Origin of the sequence: Pedobacter kyungheensis, from assembly GCF_000812965.1 — a bacterium.
In the GTDB taxonomy this organism is placed as follows: Bacteria; Bacteroidota; Bacteroidia; order Sphingobacteriales; family Sphingobacteriaceae; genus Pedobacter; species Pedobacter kyungheensis.
Genome location: NZ_JSYN01000008.1, coordinates 23,818 through 40,435 on the forward strand (window position 1 = coordinate 23,818; position 16,618 = coordinate 40,435).

Sequence of the window (16,618 nt, forward strand, 5' to 3'; positions counted from 1 at the left end):
ATTGTTATTGACCTTTTAGGTACTGTAATGTGTATACGGATTGATTGTATTGGTTGATGGCTTCCAGATAGTTGAAACGGATATCTGAGTAAGTTCTAAGGGCCTGAAGATATTCCACATAACCGATCTCCCCTGCCTGGAAGGCAATTTGAGATTGTTTTAAAATCAAGTTGGCATTTGGAAGGGCACTATTCTTATAATAGGCTATACTTCTGGAATTCTTTTGGAGGTCCTGAAAAGCCTGCTCATACCGCCCGCGCAGGTCAGTTTGGGAGAGGACAAAATCACTTTCTGCTACTTGTTTATCAATCTTTGCCGCCTTTATCCTGGAGGCAAAGGGTTTAAAGAAAAGTGGAATGGATATTCCAGCTGAAACACCCTGAAAACGCTTGCCACCATTGAAATAAAGGTCCTGGCCGCCAACGTTCTGGGCACCAATAATGGATTGATTGAAATAACCAACACTGAAATCGGGACCTGAACGTGAACGTTCCAGCCTGATGGCTTTATCGGCAATTTGAATCTGCTGGGCCTGAAGTGCAAGAATTGGATTTTCAGCGGTTACGGTATCGGTTGGATTGATGTTCCAGGATACCTGAGTAAATTCAGCATTCATAATGCTGATTTGTTCCCGGGTATTAAGTAAACGCTTAAGTTCAGCTGTGTAAGCTAAAATATCAGCTTCGTTTTTGCTCATCTGGTTGCGTACCTCATTGTATTGGGTTTCAGCTGTAGTTTTTTCCAGCAGATTGGTTTCCCCTGCCTGAAACCTTAGTGAGGCCGCTTTCAGGAAATTGCTATATACACTGTCCTGACTGTTGTAAAGTTTTCGAAGGGCAATAAAATACTCCAGCTGGGCGTATACAGTTTTTACCTGGTAGGACAGTTCCCTCTGGGTCACCTGCAGGCTGATCTCCGCTCCCCTGATTTGCGCATCATACAGATTACGCTGGCTTTTAAATAGCCCAGGGTAGGGAATGTTCTGGGATGCTGAGAAGTTATTGTCACGTTTAATGGTATTGATCTGTCCGTACTGTAGTTCGACAGTCGTTTTCCCCAGATCCGTTGAAGATCCGCGGAGTGCCTGTTGACGGCCAATCTGCAGGGTAGAGGACTTGACAGCCTGATTATTGTTCAAAGCGGTGTTCAGAGCCTGTTCGAGGCTCATGCCCTGATTGGGAATGGTCTGCGCTTGCGTCTGAGGAGACATTGAAAGCAGTCCGATGAACATTGCAATGGCAACTACAGTTGTTGGAAGGGCAGTTTTCTTGCTTTTCCAACCTTCAAAATAAGTATAAAGCACGGGAAGTACGATTAGGGTTAATATTGTTGAGGTAATCAATCCACCGATCACGACGGTAGCCAGCGGCTTTTGCACCTCCGCACCTGCTGCGCTTGATATCGCCATGGGAAGAAATCCAAGAGAGGCAACTGTTGCAGTCATCAACACTGGTCGCAAACGTATGGAAGTTCCCTCGAGTACAATATCGCGGATACTGTATTTATTCATTTTCTTGAGCCTGTTGAATTCCGTAATCAGAACAATTCCGTTTAGTACCGCCACCCCAAAGAGCGCAATGAAACCTACGCCTGCTGAGATACTAAAAGGCATTCCCCTTAAAAGAAGGCCAAGTATACCACCAATTGCCGCCATGGGAATAGCCGAGAAGATGAGTATGGATTGTTTCACAGACCCGAAAGAGAAATATAGCAACAGTAGGATCAGTAAAAGCGCTACAGGTACTGCGACAGAGAGTCTTGAGGTTGCTTCCTTCAGGTTTTCAAACTGGCCGCCATAAGTGATATAGTATCCTGCCGGAAGCTTGATCTGCTGATTGATCTTGGATTCAATCTCCGTAACCACACTCTGGATATCCCGACCGCGGACGTTAAGGCCTACGATAATCCTTCGCTTGGTATCTTCCCGCTGAATCTGGTTTGGACCGATCTTGAATTCGATTTGTGCCAGCTGATCCAGTGGTACCTGGTTGCCATTCGGTGCGGTTACGTATACGTTTTTAACATCATCTATCCCTTGACGATTTTGCTGGGAAAGACGCACAACGATATCATAACGCTGTTCACCTTCATAGACTAGCCCGGCGGACTGACCTGCGAATGCCGTGTTAAGAGCTTGGTTGACCGTGCCTACACTCAGCCCATATTGGGCGATGCGATCACGGTTGATTTTTACGACGATCTGCGGAAGACCGGTTGCCTGTTCAAGGTACAGATCCTTTGCTCCTTCCACACCTGAAACGATCTTACCTATCTTTTGGGAAATGCTGGTTAGTGCTTCAAGGTCATCGCCAAAGACCTTTATCCCGATATCCTGTCTTACCCCGGAGATCAGTTCATTTGATCGGAGCTGGATCGGCTGAGAGAAACCAAAGCTAACGCCGGGAACTTCTTCAAGTGCCTTGCTCATCATCTCTGCCAGTTCCTCCCTATCGTGGGTTGTTGTCCAATCTTTTTTATCCTTTAATACAATCGTCAGATCGCAGGCTTCCATGGGCATGGGATCTGTGGGAATTTCTGCTGCACCAACCTTTCCGATCACTTCTTTAACCTCAGGAAATTTTTCAACCAGGATCTTGGACGCCTGATTTACTTTGTCAATGGTCTGTGATAGCGAACTACCGGTCAATAACCGGGTCTCTACCGCGAAATCGCCTTCTTCTAAAGTGGGAATAAACTCTCCTCCCATTTTCGTAAATATGAAAACACTGATGGCCAACAGCACAACAGAGAATGCAACGACTAGAAAACGTCTGTTCAGCGCACCCTTGATCATCGGAGAATACTTACGCTGGAAAAAATCCATCATACGGTCTGAAAAATTCCTTTTATGTGCGCCCTTCTTACTCAAGAAAATAGAAGACACCATCGGCACATAGGTAAGTGATAATATAAAGGCACCCATGATGGCGAATGATACCGTTTGTGCCATCGGTCCGAACATCTTACCTTCAATACCTACCAGGGCAAGAATAGGAAGATAAACGATCAGAATAATGATCTGTCCAAATGCAGCAGCGCTCATCATCCTTACGGCAGATTTTTCAACCTGCTCATTCATCTCGGTTTGGGTATATGCCCTGCCCAATTTGTTTTCCGAAAGTATGTGCATGGTAGCTTCCACGATAATTACCGCGCCATCCACAATGAGTCCGAAATCAATCGCACCAAGGCTCATCAGATTACCCGAGACCCCAAAAAGGTTCATCATAGAAATCGCAAATAGCATGGCAAGCGGGATGACCGATGCAACCACCAGTCCGGCTCTGAAATTCCCAAGGAACAAGACCAGAACGAAAATTACAATTAACGCTCCTTCGATCAGGTTTTTGGCAACCGTGCCCATGGCCCGGTCAACAAGTGCACTTCTGTCCAAGAAAGGTTCAATGGTTACGCCCTGAGGGAGGGTTTTGCCGATACGAGCAATTTTTTCCTTTACCTGTTTAACAACATTGTTTGCATTTGCACCTTTCAGCATCATCACAATGCCTCCGACAGCTTCTCCTTCACCTTGTTTAGTCGCCCGGGTCAGAGCGCCATAGCGGATAGAACTTCCGATCTGCACGGTGGCAATATCATGTATGAGCACGGGTATACCATTTGCATTGTTTTTGACAACGATCTTGTTAATGTCATCGAGATTACCGACCAAGCCCTCACTCCTGATAAAATAAGCATTAGGTTTTTTGTCTATATAAGCCCCCCCGGTATTCTGGTTATTTTGTTCAAGCGCAGCAAAAACATCACTGATGCTCAGGTTTAAACTTCTTAGTTTATCGGGATCTAGGGCAATTTCATACTGTTTTAGAAGGCCTCCGAAACTGTTGACCTCGGCAATGCCCGGAGTTCCCAGAAGCTGTCTCCTTACAATCCAGTCCTGTATGCTTCGGAGTTCACGGGCATTGAATTTCTTTTCGAAACCAGGCTTGGCATGGATTACATATTGGTAAATCTCCCCGAGTCCTGTTGATATCGGTGAGATTTCAGGATTGCCAAGTCCTGAGGGAATATTATTTTTGGCTTCAGCTAACTTTTCGTTTACTTGCTGACGGGCCCAATAAATGTCAACATCATCATGGAAAACGATGGTAACTACAGAGAGTCCGAATCTAGAAATGGAACGTACCTGTTCGATCTCAGGTATGGTGGACATGGTCTGTTCTACCGGATAGGAAATGAGTCTTTCTACCTCCTGGGTAGCTAGTGATGGGCTAAGGGTAATGACCTGAACCTGATTATTGGTAATATCGGGTACAGCATCAATAGGAAGTTGTCTTAGGGAATAAATTCCCCATGCGATCAGGCCCAATGTAAACAGTGCTACAACTAGCTTGTTCGCTATGGAAAACTGAATAATTTTTTTCAGCATTATTTGTTTAATTAAGTAAAAAATAAAAAAAACAGATCAACGCAAGAGATTGCCCAGCAAACAATTATGCAGGCAAAAATCAGCATCGAAATGAAAATCGATTTTTAACTTAATTTTGGCGGTTGCCAAACAGATAAAGGCAATGAGATAACCTCTCCCTTGTAAGCCTCATCAAATTCAGTGCTCACAGATGTAGAAATGATGACAAGACTATTGATAAGTAAAACTTCAGATGTTGTATTACAACAAGAACAAACACAGAATGGAGAGCATAAATCGCTGGTTTGATCACTTTTAGAATGTGTGGATACACTCTTTTCAGTAGAAGGAATATTCGACATTTTACCCATAGCAAATATGTCACTGCAAGGCATGCAGCTCATAGATACGATAATGAAGGATAAAAACAGAATATATTTTTTCATTCTGAAAAATTTAAGCAAATATATGCATTTATTTGCAAATACAAATTTTATGTTAAAAAACGAGATAGAAAATTAATGTGCTGTGTCGGGATGCACCCAAAAGGAATTTAAATATTTAATAATTTAATTACTGCGGGCTATCTATGGAGGCAAATAACACGCTTTATCTCTTTATCAACCACCTAAATCAAAACATTTTCTCAAAAAATTGAACTGAAGAAAAACTGATAACTATCAGTTTATTGAAGATAATAGTGAAAATAACCAACTTGTGAGTTTTTTGAGATGGAAAGAAGTAAAAAAAATTTTCGGACAATAAAAGTTAATAAATATAGCGTTAAATATAAAATATCAGATTGCGTTAGTAACGAAGGTCGCTTTTTAAGCTACACGATTAACTTTTGCAATAGGACCCGATAAAACATCAAATATCCAGCCCCTTTACCTATAGGTGTATTATGCGATCTGTGCAAAAAAAATTAAATAATTTATGCGCATCAGTATTTTCATTGCGAGGTTCCGCTCACATTTAAGCTGGTCTATCATTTGCATTGATGGGCTGCGGATTGGCTTGAAAAGGCAAGTGAATAATGTACTTTTTATTTCACTTATTTTAGGATTTAAGACGGAAAACGAATAAAGCAATTTTCCACCTCTCTAAGTCGAGAGGTGAAAATCTATAATTGTTTTTTGTTAATTTATGCCTTAAGACCTAATAGATATAGAGCGTGATTACAATTTGCAGGTCAAAAGCTAAATTTATTACTGGTTGTAAGCTGCTGGATGTTGCTTAAACCTGGAAGCTGCCCGAGCAAAAGCCGTAGATATTACCCTTATAATGGACTGTATCTCTAACACTAGAAGCCACGGCCATCTGACAAACTGGGTCGGCCTTATTATCAATAGCATAGCCAGTTTTCATTGATTGAGGATGCAGTACAGCTTCCATTCCCCCATCGTACATTTCCTTCATGTCCTTTACAACGAAGGGGTCAGTATTATCCGTTCTTCCACCTTTAACTGGTGGCTGGGGATCATATTCCAGATCTAGCATAACCATCTGCGTATATTTTTCGCCCATGATATCCTTTATCACTGCAAGGCTCATGTCGATTCCGGCAGAAACACCTGCGCTGGTCCAGTACTTACCACTTTTTACGTAACGCTTATTTTGAGAACTAATCCCGAACTCATCTTTTAACAATGATTTCCCGTACCAGTGTGTTGTAGCCTGTTGGTTCTTTAATAGTCCTGTTGCGGCAAGTAACCATGCACCGGTACATACGCTGGTTGTGTATTTCGAGCGTTTGTCGATGTTCCTGATCCAAGTCAGCAAGGTAGTATCCTTTGTCAATGAATAGGATCTGTTAAGCCCCCCGGGATGACCAGAATATCAAGTTGCTTGACCTCATTAATGGAACTATCGCATTGCACGCTCATACCGGAAGTATAGATCATTCCCTTATGACGGCCGACGAAGAACACCTTTGCTCCCATCAGTTCACTAAATATATTATATGGACCCGTTGCATCCAGCAACGCGTAATTATCATACAGCAGAATACCCACAGTTTTTATCTTTGACTTAGGTGCAGGAAAATCAATCCTTTGCTTTTCTGCACCTTTACCGTCTTGTTTTGTTTCCTTTTTTTTATCTGTGCAAGCTGCCATAATAATTGTCAGCAATGCAGCTAAAATTACTTTCTTCATTTGGATAGAATTAAAATTTTGCGGTAAATGTTGTTCCATAAGTTTTAGGGCTTCCAAGCATGAAGGATCTGAATGAGCCGTAGGCTACATACTTCGCGTTGGATGCGTTTCTCATCCAGCCACTAAGCTCAAATCTCCTAGTCGTAATACCTGTCTTGAAGTTAAAAAGAGTGTATCCTGGCTGGCTCAGGCCGTTAATAAAATCAAAATAAAACCTGCCCAAGTATCGATACTCTCCCCTGCCAAAAACAGATAGCCCTGGTTTACTTCTGGCAAAATTGTAGGTATATTGTGCAGCAAGCATAGAACTAAGGGGTGGAGTATTAATTGGCTGGTTTCCCTTGAAGTTAACCACTGCATTTTGATCTGCACTATAAAGTAACAGCGAGGAATAACGTGCGCGGGAAAAGCTTGCATTCCAGTCGATCTGCAAGCCTTTAACAGGCAACGCAGTAAGTTCCAGTTCCAGACCCTTATTTCGCATCTCACCCACATTTAAGATGAGTGCGTTGATGCCATCCATTGCAGTACTAATCTGCTGATTGTGCTGTTCTAGATAAAATGCAGTCAGGTTAAGCTTTAGCTTGTGATCAAAGAACATATTCTTCCAACCGATCTCAAAGTTGTCTGAATTCTCCGGTGCATAAGGAACCTGAGCCGGATCGGTAGCATTTGTATTCAATCCCCCGGCACGGAAACCTCGTGCATAGCTTCCATATAAGAGCATGTCCTGGTCTAATTTATAGCTCAAAACAAATTTTGGGGTAAGGCTTAATACATCCGTTTACCAAGAATTTGCCAATGTCTTCTAATTTTTGCAAAAATAAGGTTCGGTATATCCCTTATGCCTATTTTGCAAGCCTCAAGGCATCAGCGAACTCATCGGGGAGGGGGCTGTTTATGATAGCTATGGCGGATGCTTCCACATCGTACTCAACACGTCTGAATTCAATTTCGATACTATTTTTATCGGTTGTGGAACTGCCTGCATTTAAGTGAACTATAACGTAACATCCCTTTAGGTCACCGTCTTTAGGCTTTCCGACGGATCCCAGGTTGATCAAATGTTTAAGCCGTCCATCTCGTGTCTCTAAGATTCGGTGATACGGTTTATGGGAGTGCCCGACAAAAAGCAGATCTGCCTCAGCTTCTTTAAGCATTTCCAAAACATAGTCTGCATCTGTGTCTATCAGGATATATTCATCTATGCTCCTGGTACTGCCGTGCGCAAAAACAAGGTTTAGTTTTTCACCGTTCAGTTTATATTCTAACCTGATATGTGCCGGAAGCGTTGTCAGATATTCCCTGTTATCCTCACGAATCAGGTGATAAGCATATTTTTTTTCCGGTTCATTTAAACTTTCAGGAGTGGTAATGATATTTTCAACTTTTTCGTCATGGTTGCCTTTTAAGGTTGCAATCCCTCTTCTGCGGATTTCATCAATGACTTCATTGGGATAGATATGGTAGCCTACAAGATCCCCCAGACAATATACGGCATCGGGCTTTTGGCTGTCCATATCTTGCAGCATGGCTTCAAAAGCGGGGAAATTGGCATGGACGTCAGAAAATAATGCAATTCTCATATCTGAAAAGGTGTTTAGAATTGTTTGTTAGTTAGTAGCCTCTGTTGTGGTATAATATTTTTTCCTGAACCAGAAGGCCAGATTAACCAAGGCAATCAATGCGGGTACTTCCACCAAAGGTCCGATTACTCCGGCAAGTGCCTGTCCCGAATTGATTCCAAACACACCAATGGCCACGGCGATCGCCAGTTCAAAATTGTTACCAGTGGCAGTAAAGGCAATGGAAGTACTTCTAGAATAATCTGCCCCGAAATACCTGCCTGCAAAAAAGCTGACGATGAACATGATAGAGAAATAGATCACCAGCGGTATGGCAATACGAACCACGTCCATTGGTATCTGTACGATCAGGTTACCTTTCAGGCTGAACATAATGACAATGGTAAACAGCAAAGCGATCAGGGTTATAGGAGATATAAATGGGATAAACCTGTTCTGGAACCAGTCTTCACCTTTGAGTTTGATCAGTGCATATCTGCTGATAACACCCATTGCAAATGGCAATCCTAAATAAATGCCCACGCTTTTTGCGATCTCACCAATGGTTATATTTACCTCAAGGCTTTTCAGGCCAAAGAAAGGTGGCAATACGGTAATGAATATATAGGCAAACACGCTGTATAACAATACCTGGAAGATGCTGTTCAATGCGATCAGGCCAGCGGCATATTCGCGGTTACCTTCTGCCAGCTCGTTCCATACCACCACCATGGCGATACAACGTGCTAGCCCGATCAGGATCAGGCCAACCATATATTCAGGATAGTCCCTTAAAAAAGTAATGGCCAGAAAGAACATCAACAGCGGACCGACCACCCAGTTCAGCACCAGGGAAACGCTCAACACTTTGGTATCCTTAAACACTTCGCCCATATTTTCATATTTTACCTTGGCAAGTGGCGGGTACATCATCAGGATCAGGCCGATGGCCAGTGGGATGTTGGTTGTACCGCTGGAAAAGGAATTGATAAAACCGGAAGATGATGGGATAAAATAGCCGATGCCAACCCCTATCGCCATCGCGATAAAGATCCATAGGGTCAGGTAACGGTCAAGGAATCCCAGTTTTTTTCGTTCTTCAACGGGGGCACAATTGTTTGCACTCATGGTTTATCTGTTTATATACTGGTTTACAAAATCTGCTGAATAGGCTTTGATCAGCTCACGTACCCTTCTGAATTCGTCCATCATTTCCTCTGGCGTTCCTGTAGCCTTTGCAGGGTCAGGGAAATTCTTGTGGAAACGGTCTACTTTTCCCGGAAAGAAAGGACAGGCTTCATTGGCATTATCGCAAACAGTGATTACTGCATCAAAATCAATTCCGCCATATTCATCTACATGGTTCGAGGTATGTCCCGAAATATCGATATGATCTTCTGCCATGACTGCGATAGCTTTTGGATTTACGCCATGTGTTTCAATCCCTGCGCTGTATATTTCCACCTGATCTCCGGCAAAATGCCTTAAATAACCTTCTGCCAACTGGCTTCTACAGCTGTTTCCTGTGCAGAGTACTAATATTTTTTTCATGTTTTTATTCTTGTCCTATTATTTTACTTCTTCGTTCCATCAGCACTGTATCCCGCCATACCCCGTCCATCTTGCCGATCTTTTCGCGATAACCGATTTCTCTAAAACCAAGCTTTTCGTGCAGGGCGATACTACCCGTATTTTCAGGAAAGATGCCTGATTGCAGCGTCCAGATGTTACTGGCCTCACTTTCGGTAACCAGCTTTTGCAATAGCGCCCCACCTATCCCTTTACCTCGATAGCCTTCATGTATATAAACGCTCACTTCTGTTACCCCTGCATAGACACATCTGCCTGAAACAGGGGTTAAAGCTGCCCAGCCTGCCACGTTACCATCAATGATAGCAACATAGCGGAGACCAGCCAGGTGGCCTTTGTCCCATTCTTCCCATGCCGGGGCATCGGTCTGAAAGGTAGCCTGCTTAGTGGCGATACCTTGTAGATAAATAATTCTAACCTCTTCCCAGTGCAAGGGGAGTAATTCTATAATTTCCATACGCTGATTAGCAGCAGCCCGAACCGGGTTCACAGGTCTGTCCCGCCCCAGCAAGGTTTACCATCTGTAATTTTGGTTTTTCTTCTTTCACCGCTGGTGCACAGCATTCTTCCCCTGTTTCTGTTGTTCCACAACTTCCCCCACGTCCGATTGCTTTGCACTGCGTAAAATCAGGGATCAGGTTAACGATCAGGTTATCGCCATCGATCAAAAATTCGCCGGGATACATCTGTCTGGTATCAAACTGTGAGTTTCCAAACTCTATCTTAACGGTTCCCAGGGGGTTAAGTGGTAAAGATTTTTCTACCAGACTTACAATCGACAACGCTTTGCTAACCTGCATGGCCCTTTCGCTTTCCTGTACGGATGGCTCCCAAAGCTGTACGATAATTTCTGTCCAGGTATTCATTTTTCCTCCGCAATCCACAGATACGATCGGTGCCTGTTTGATTTCGGTAATATGGTATGAAGCGTCTACCCACTTACCTTCCGCATACTGGAATTGAAGGATCAGTTCTGGATGTTGTTCTAATGTGGCTTTGAATGTTTGCCAGTTAGTCAATTCTGCATTGTTCATAATATTGCAATTTAACGATTGATATAAATAAAAAAAGGTTAGCAGCAGCTGGTTTCGCCTTTGTACGAGCCAAAGAATGTACCCAACTGTTCTTCCAATAATTTCCAGGTTTTAGGGTTGATACAATAGCAGACACTCACGCCTTCGATCGTTCCCTGAATGATCCCGGCTGTTTTAAGTTCTTTAAGGTGTTGCGAAATGGTTGCCTGTGCTAAGCCCAATTCCTCTACCAGATCCCCGCAGATACAGGTATTGGATATAAGGATCCTTTGCAGGATGGCGATGCGGGCAGGATGCGCAATTGCTTTCAGCAGTGTGGAAAGCTGGTTCTGCTCGTCGGTGAATATTTCTGATCTTGTAAGTCCCATAATTTTATATCGCAATATTACGATATAAAATCAATAACCCAAAATTAATTTGATTTTTATTTGTGCTGACTAGAAAATCAAAAAGCTGCATTTTACGTTTTCATCCGCTTGAAAAAACCAAAGCCTGCGATCTATTAGGTACTTCAATAACGTCCATCGGTAACAGCATCTACCTTATTTCTTAATTAAAAAATATCAGTCGATTTTGGCATTTCTCAATCTCAGGGAATTTAATATAACTGAAACCGAGCTAAAGCTCATCGCGAGTGCAGCGATCATTGGAGAAAGTAAAATTCCAAAAAACGGATATAAAATACCTGCCGCTATCGGAATGCCCAATATATTGTATCCCAGGGCAAAAAACAGGTTTCCTTTGATATTTGCCATAACGTTATGGCTTAACAACCTTGCTTTTGCGATCCCGTTTAAATCTCCCTTCACCAATGTAATCGCGGCGCTCTGGATCGCTACATCCGTTCCCGTGCCCATCGCAATCCCGATATCAGCCTGGGAAAGTGCAGGGGCATCATTGATGCCGTCACCTGCCATGGCTACCTTTTTGCCTTGGGCCTGTAGTTTTTTTATTTCATTCAGCTTATCTTCCGGTAACATCTGAGCTTTGAAACCATCCAGATTTAAAGTTGAGCTTACTGCCCTCGCTGTATCCTCATTGTCTCCGGTAAACATAATCACCTTGATGCCTTCCTGCTGGAGCTTTAGAATCGCAGCTGCGCTGGAAGGCTTGATCTTATCCGAAATCACGACAAACCCCACTGCCTGATTTTCAACCGCCAAATAAGAAACTGTTTTACCCTGCCTTTGAGCGGCACTAACCTGCTCGGCCAGACTTGGATCAATCACCGCTTTAACATGCTCCATCAGTTTTTGGTTCCCCAAAGCCAGTCTTTCCCCATTCAGACTGCCTGTTACTCCCTTCCCGGTAACGGCCTCAAAGTCAGATATAGCCTTAACGGATATTTCGTTTTCCTCCCCATAACGCAAAGTTGCCTGAGCCAATGGATGTTCGCTGCTGCTGTTCAAAGCCACAATTTTTTCGAGTATATTCTTCTGAGAAAAATCTGGATTTACACTGACCACCTTTTCTACCGAAGGTTTACCTTCTGTAACCGTACCCGTCTTGTCGATGACCGCTACATCAATCGCATTCATTTTCTCAAGGGATTCCGCATTTTTGATCAGTATCCCAGACTGGGCGCCCTTCCCTACTCCCACCATTACGGACATTGGGGTAGCCAGGCCCAGCGCACATGGACATGCAATAATCAATACCGCGATTGCATTTACAAAAGCATAAACGTAGGCTGGATCGGGGCCGTATACTGCCCACACCACGAACGTTGCGATGGAAATCAATACCACAACAGGCACGAAATAACCTGAGATTTTATCCGCCATCTTTTGGATGGGCGCTTTTGAGCGGCTGGCGGAATTGACCATTTCGATGATCTGTGACAGCAGTGTTTCTGAGCCCACTTTTTCGGCAAGCATCACAAAAGTCTTATTGCCGTTGATGGTGCCTGAACTTACCTTGTCGCCTATTTTTTTCTCAACAGGAACGGGTTCTCCTGTGATCATTGATTCATCAATTATAGCTTCCCCGGTCTTAATACTACCATCCACCGCAATTTTGTCACCAGGCTTGACCCTCAGCAGATCTCCTTTCTGAATATCATCAATAGATACTGATATTTCCTTGTCCCCAACCACTTTTGTTGCTGAATTAGGGGCCAGCTTCAACAGCTCCTTAATGGCGCTGTTGGTTTTGCCATGCGCCCGGGCTTCCAAAAGCTGACCGAGCAGTACCAGCGTAAGAATCACGGTTGCCGCCTCAAAATAAACGAAAACGGTGCCATGATGTGTTTTAAACTGATCAGGAAAAACTCCGGGGAATAGAAGGGCAACAATACTGAAGCCCCAGGCAACCCCGGCACCAATCCCAATCAGTGTAAACATGTTCAGTTTCCAGGTTATTATAGATTGCCATGCCCGCTGAAAGAACATCCAGGTTGCATAAAAGACCACCGGAATAGAAAGAAAAAACTGAACCCAATTCCAGTATTTAAGTTCCAATAGATCAAACAATGGATTATTTGGAATCATTTCAGTCATGGCTATAACAAAAATGGGTATGGTAAAACCTGCTGCTATCTTGAACTTTTTGAGCAGGGTTTCATAAGTTTTATCTTCTTCTTCAAGGTTTGTCCCAGTAGGCACCAGGTCCATTCCGCAGAGCGGACATGATCCTGATTTGTCCCTGATAATCTCGGGATGCATGGGGCAGGTAAATTGAGATGCCTGTTTCTTGGCAGGCTGTTTTACCAGGTCCATCCCGCATACAGGGCAGTGACCTGGCTTATCATAAGTCTTCTGACTTTCACAGTGCATAGGACAATAAAACAGGCCTCCCTCTTCATTTTTATCATCATTTTGAGCCGCGGGACTTTGCTCATTGGCTGAATGATCCTGATTATGATGTTCTGACGAATTTAGAACATGTTTTCCCTGAACTGCCATTTCAATACCATAATGTCCGGCGGCAGAAAGAGCCTCCTGCAGCTTTTCTATGGGGATATGTTCTTGCATAGTTATGACGGCTTCAGCAGGTTCAAGGGTTACCTGTGCAGAAACGCCATCAATCGCATTCAGCACATTTTCAACTTTGCTCCGACAGCCCTGACAGCTCATTCCAGTTATTTTATAGGTGTGTTCCATGTTTTTGATTTGTTAGTAGCTTAATGTCAATCCGGCGCCATAGCCCATATCACTGTCGTAATGTGTTGAAAGCCCAAAGTACTTCGTAACGATGTACCTGAATCCGGCCATATATTCCTTATCGGTATTGACCATAAACTGGAAGCGCAGTCTTTTGGAAACAGGGATATCTTCCCTCATCAGCTGAAACCTGACATTCCCCTTGTGATCGAGGGAAGCATCTGCAACGATCAACAGCGGTAGGGTATATTGAACTCCCAAATGAAATACCTGCCTGAAATTTTTGGTATTTCCCTGCCCGAAAAGATTGTTTCCCGGCGAAAGTGATTGCCCGAAAACATTCTTGTCCAAGGGATCAACCGTTCTTTTTCTAAAATCCCATCCGACATAGGGCAATAGCCATTGGTTTCGCCCGATATATCTTCCAAAATGACTTTCACTTTCATAGCCCATTTCCTTGTCAAACCCAATCCGCCATTCAGTGGTAAAGCGGTAACGGGTATTGGCGAGCATAAACTCACCATCACTTCCGTTTGTTTCAATCCCAACCCGTGCCATTGGATGAAATGCCCTGTCATCACTGAAAAGTTTTCGCTGTGCCAGCTTGGGGTCCGGAATTTCGGGATTAGGCGGAGAATTCTCATAACTGAATACCCTTCCCATACCGCTCATCATATGGTAGAGAATATGGCAGTGGAAGAACCAGTCGCCTCCTGGCTCTGTTGCTGCAAATTCAAGGGTATCCCGCTCCATGGGCATGATGTCGATAATGTTCTTCATTGGGGCATATTCTCCCTGCCGGTTAATTACCCTGAAGTCATGGCCGTGAAGGTGCATAGGATGGCGCATCATACTGTTGTTGTAAAGGATTATCCTAACATTTTCGCCCTTTTTTATCAGTATCTTATCGCTTTCAGAAACAGTTTTGTTATCCAGCGTCCAGACGTAACGGTTCATATTTCCCGTAAGGTCAAACTTGAGTTCCTTCCATGGGCCTTTTGGCAGGGTTGTTTTCTTTGGATCTCGAAGCATATTATAGTTCAGAGTAACGATATCGGCGGTTTCTGCCTCCATATTCATCCCTGCCATGGTCTTGTCAACAGACATCTGCATACCCGGCATCCCTTTCATTTTTTTCTCTGTTTTCGGATTTTCTTCGCCGGTTACCTCCGGGTACATCACCGTATTCATATCCATAAGCTGGTTCTGCATCTTCATGCCTTCCATCTGTACCATATTGCCGCTCATATCCATCATATCGTTCATCATCTTCATTCCGGCAAAATATTTCAGTTTGGGCATTTTCTCTGCATGCACCTTTTCTCCCTTGCCCAGCCATAGCGATGCTGATCCCGTACGGTCTTCAGGAGTGACCAAAAATTCATAGCTCTTATTTTCCGGAATCGTGACCACTACATCATAGGTTTCGGAAACCGCTATAATCAGCCTGTCGACCTCTACAGGCTCCACATCATTTCCATCAGTCGCCACAACGGTAATCTTGCCCCCTGCATATTTAAGCCAGAAATAATCTGAGGCACCCCCATTTGCAATACGCAGCCTTACCTTGTCCCCAGCCTTGAACTGCGGCTGTTCGTTCTGATTTTTCCCATTGATGAGAAAGGCTTCATAATACACATCGCTCACATCCATGGCATTCATGCGCTTCCATTCATTGGCTACCTTTGTTTTAAAATGTCCGGTCCTGATCGCTTCTGCATAACTCTGGGTAGTCCCTTTTTTGATTGCAAACCAGTCGTTGGCATTTTTCAGGCTTCTATGAACCTCCTCGGGCTTCATATCTGTCCATTCGCTAATGACTACTGGAAGGGTTGGAATATCCCACTCCGTACGTTTGTTCATTATAAATGCCCCATACATACCTATCTGTTCCTGAAGGCCGCTATGGCTGTGGTACCAGTGCGTTCCATGCTGGACGATGGGGAACTTATAGATGTAAGTAGCGTGCGGTTTGATCGGCATTTGGGTCAGAAAAGGAACACCGTCCATCTTGTTCGGAAGAAAAAGTCCGTGCCAGTGCAGTGCGGTTTCCTCGTCAAGATTATTATGCACGTAGATCAGTGCGGTATCGCCTTGCGTAAAGGTCAGTGTCGGCATAGGAATCTGTCCGTTTACCGCAATTGCCCGCTTTGATTTTTTTCCATAAGTTACCGTTGTATCGGCTATGTAAAGATCATAACGCACGGTGCGTGGCGGAAATTTATTCGAAACGGTTCTAATCGGGCCCAAATTAGCCTTTGCAGTTTTGATATTTTCCATGTCAGAACCGTTATCATCCATTGCCATGCCCGCCATATCACCCATATCCTCACTCTTTTTGGAACTTTCCTTTATTTCCCCATTCTTCTCAGGGTTAGCCTTGGGCTTTTCCTTAACAAGCTTCATCCCACATTTGGGACAGTTGCCAGGTTTGGAATCATGGATCTCGGGGTGCATTGGGCAGGTATAGGTTACTGATTCTGGTTTCGGCTTACTTTCCAATTTTTCTGCCGGCATTTTCATGACTTCCATAGCCCCCTTTTTTGCTTCCTGTTTCTTATTGAGTAGATCAGCTGTCTTTGCCTTATCCGCTTTACCTTTCTGCAGGATAAGCTTCATTCCGCACTTTGGACAGTTCCCGGGTTTTTCCGATTGTATTTCCGGGTGCATCACACAGGTATAGATCACCCTGGACTGACCAGCACTGCCGTTCTTGTCCGTTTTCATTCCCTTCATATCCTGGGCGGAAACCACAGAATAGAGTATCAATAAAAAGACTGTTAATATATTTTTCATTTCTTTGTTA

The 16,618-nt window shown here is 43.8% G+C and carries 10 protein-coding genes and 2 pseudogenes; all 12 read right to left on the reverse strand.

Annotated elements, in window-relative coordinates:
• Positions 1–4 precede the first annotated feature (4 nt).
• The gene (locus tag OC25_RS08620; RefSeq protein WP_039474400.1) at positions 5–4,387 is read right to left on the reverse strand and encodes a CusA/CzcA family heavy metal efflux RND transporter; all 4,383 of its coding nucleotides are present in this window, start codon (positions 4,385–4,387) and stop codon (positions 5–7) included.
• Positions 4,388–4,491: 104 nt separating this feature from the next.
• Complete coding sequence (locus tag OC25_RS27870; RefSeq protein WP_131538569.1) at positions 4,492–4,812, reverse strand: DUF6660 family protein; 321 nt, start codon at positions 4,810–4,812, stop codon at positions 4,492–4,494.
• A gap of 790 nt (positions 4,813–5,602) precedes the next feature.
• Positions 5,603–6,561 (reverse strand): annotated as a pseudogene (locus OC25_RS28540) (DJ-1/PfpI family protein).
• A pseudogene (locus tag OC25_RS08630) lies at positions 6,533–7,279 on the reverse strand (TonB-dependent receptor domain-containing protein); the annotation flags it as partial. The pseudogenes OC25_RS28540 and OC25_RS08630, both read right to left, overlap by 29 nt.
• Before the next feature lie 91 nt (positions 7,280–7,370).
• Positions 7,371–8,108, reverse strand: a complete 738-nt coding sequence (locus OC25_RS08635; protein ID WP_039474405.1) for a metallophosphoesterase family protein — start codon at positions 8,106–8,108, stop codon at positions 7,371–7,373.
• Between the two features lie 27 nt (positions 8,109–8,135).
• Complete coding sequence (arsB, locus tag OC25_RS08640) at positions 8,136–9,215, reverse strand: ACR3 family arsenite efflux transporter (RefSeq protein ID WP_039474408.1); 1,080 nt, start codon at positions 9,213–9,215, stop codon at positions 8,136–8,138.
• Between the two features lie 3 nt (positions 9,216–9,218).
• Positions 9,219–9,638 (reverse strand): arsenate reductase ArsC, encoded by a 420-nt coding sequence (locus tag OC25_RS08645; RefSeq protein WP_039474411.1) that lies wholly within the window; start codon positions 9,636–9,638, stop codon positions 9,219–9,221.
• Positions 9,639–9,642: 4 nt separating this feature from the next.
• A complete protein-coding gene (locus OC25_RS08650; protein ID WP_280740760.1) occupies positions 9,643–10,167 on the reverse strand; it encodes a GNAT family N-acetyltransferase in 525 nt (174 codons plus the stop codon).
• Positions 10,142–10,711 (reverse strand): DUF6428 family protein, encoded by a 570-nt coding sequence (locus tag OC25_RS08655; RefSeq protein WP_039474418.1) that lies wholly within the window; start codon positions 10,709–10,711, stop codon positions 10,142–10,144. The genes OC25_RS08650 and OC25_RS08655 overlap by 26 nt, the downstream gene beginning before the upstream one ends.
• Positions 10,712–10,749: 38 nt before the next feature.
• Positions 10,750–11,079: an ArsR/SmtB family transcription factor gene (locus tag OC25_RS08660; protein WP_039474421.1), complete on the reverse strand. Its 330-nt coding sequence runs from the start codon at positions 11,077–11,079 to the stop codon at positions 10,750–10,752.
• Between the two features lie 195 nt (positions 11,080–11,274).
• Entirely contained in the window at positions 11,275–13,812 is a 2,538-nt protein-coding gene (locus OC25_RS08665) for a heavy metal translocating P-type ATPase (protein ID WP_039474424.1), read from the reverse strand.
• A gap of 12 nt (positions 13,813–13,824) precedes the next feature.
• Positions 13,825–16,608, reverse strand: a complete 2,784-nt coding sequence (locus tag OC25_RS08670; protein WP_082018555.1) for a multicopper oxidase domain-containing protein — start codon at positions 16,606–16,608, stop codon at positions 13,825–13,827.
• Positions 16,609–16,618 lie beyond the last annotated feature (10 nt).

Bases quoted from the DNA above. Each gene is read 5' to 3' on its own strand.
- OC25_RS08655 (WP_039474418.1), bottom strand. From the start codon at position 10,711: ATGAACAATGCAGAATTGACTAACTGGCAAACATTCAAAGCCACATTA.
- OC25_RS08660 (WP_039474421.1), bottom strand. From the start codon at position 11,079: ATGGGACTTACAAGATCAGAAATATTCACCGACGAGCAGAACCAGCTT.
- arsB (WP_039474408.1), bottom strand. From the start codon at position 9,215: ATGAGTGCAAACAATTGTGCCCCCGTTGAAGAACGAAAAAAACTGGGA.
- OC25_RS08665 (WP_039474424.1), bottom strand. From the start codon at position 13,812: ATGGAACACACCTATAAAATAACTGGAATGAGCTGTCAGGGCTGTCGG.
- OC25_RS27870 (WP_131538569.1), bottom strand. From the start codon at position 4,812: ATGAAAAAATATATTCTGTTTTTATCCTTCATTATCGTATCTATGAGC.
- OC25_RS08620 (WP_039474400.1), bottom strand. From the start codon at position 4,387: ATGCTGAAAAAAATTATTCAGTTTTCCATAGCGAACAAGCTAGTTGTA.
- OC25_RS08670 (WP_082018555.1), bottom strand. From the start codon at position 16,608: ATGAAAAATATATTAACAGTCTTTTTATTGATACTCTATTCTGTGGTT.
- OC25_RS08635 (WP_039474405.1), bottom strand. From the start codon at position 8,108: ATGAGAATTGCATTATTTTCTGACGTCCATGCCAATTTCCCCGCTTTT.
- OC25_RS08645 (WP_039474411.1), bottom strand. From the start codon at position 9,638: ATGAAAAAAATATTAGTACTCTGCACAGGAAACAGCTGTAGAAGCCAG.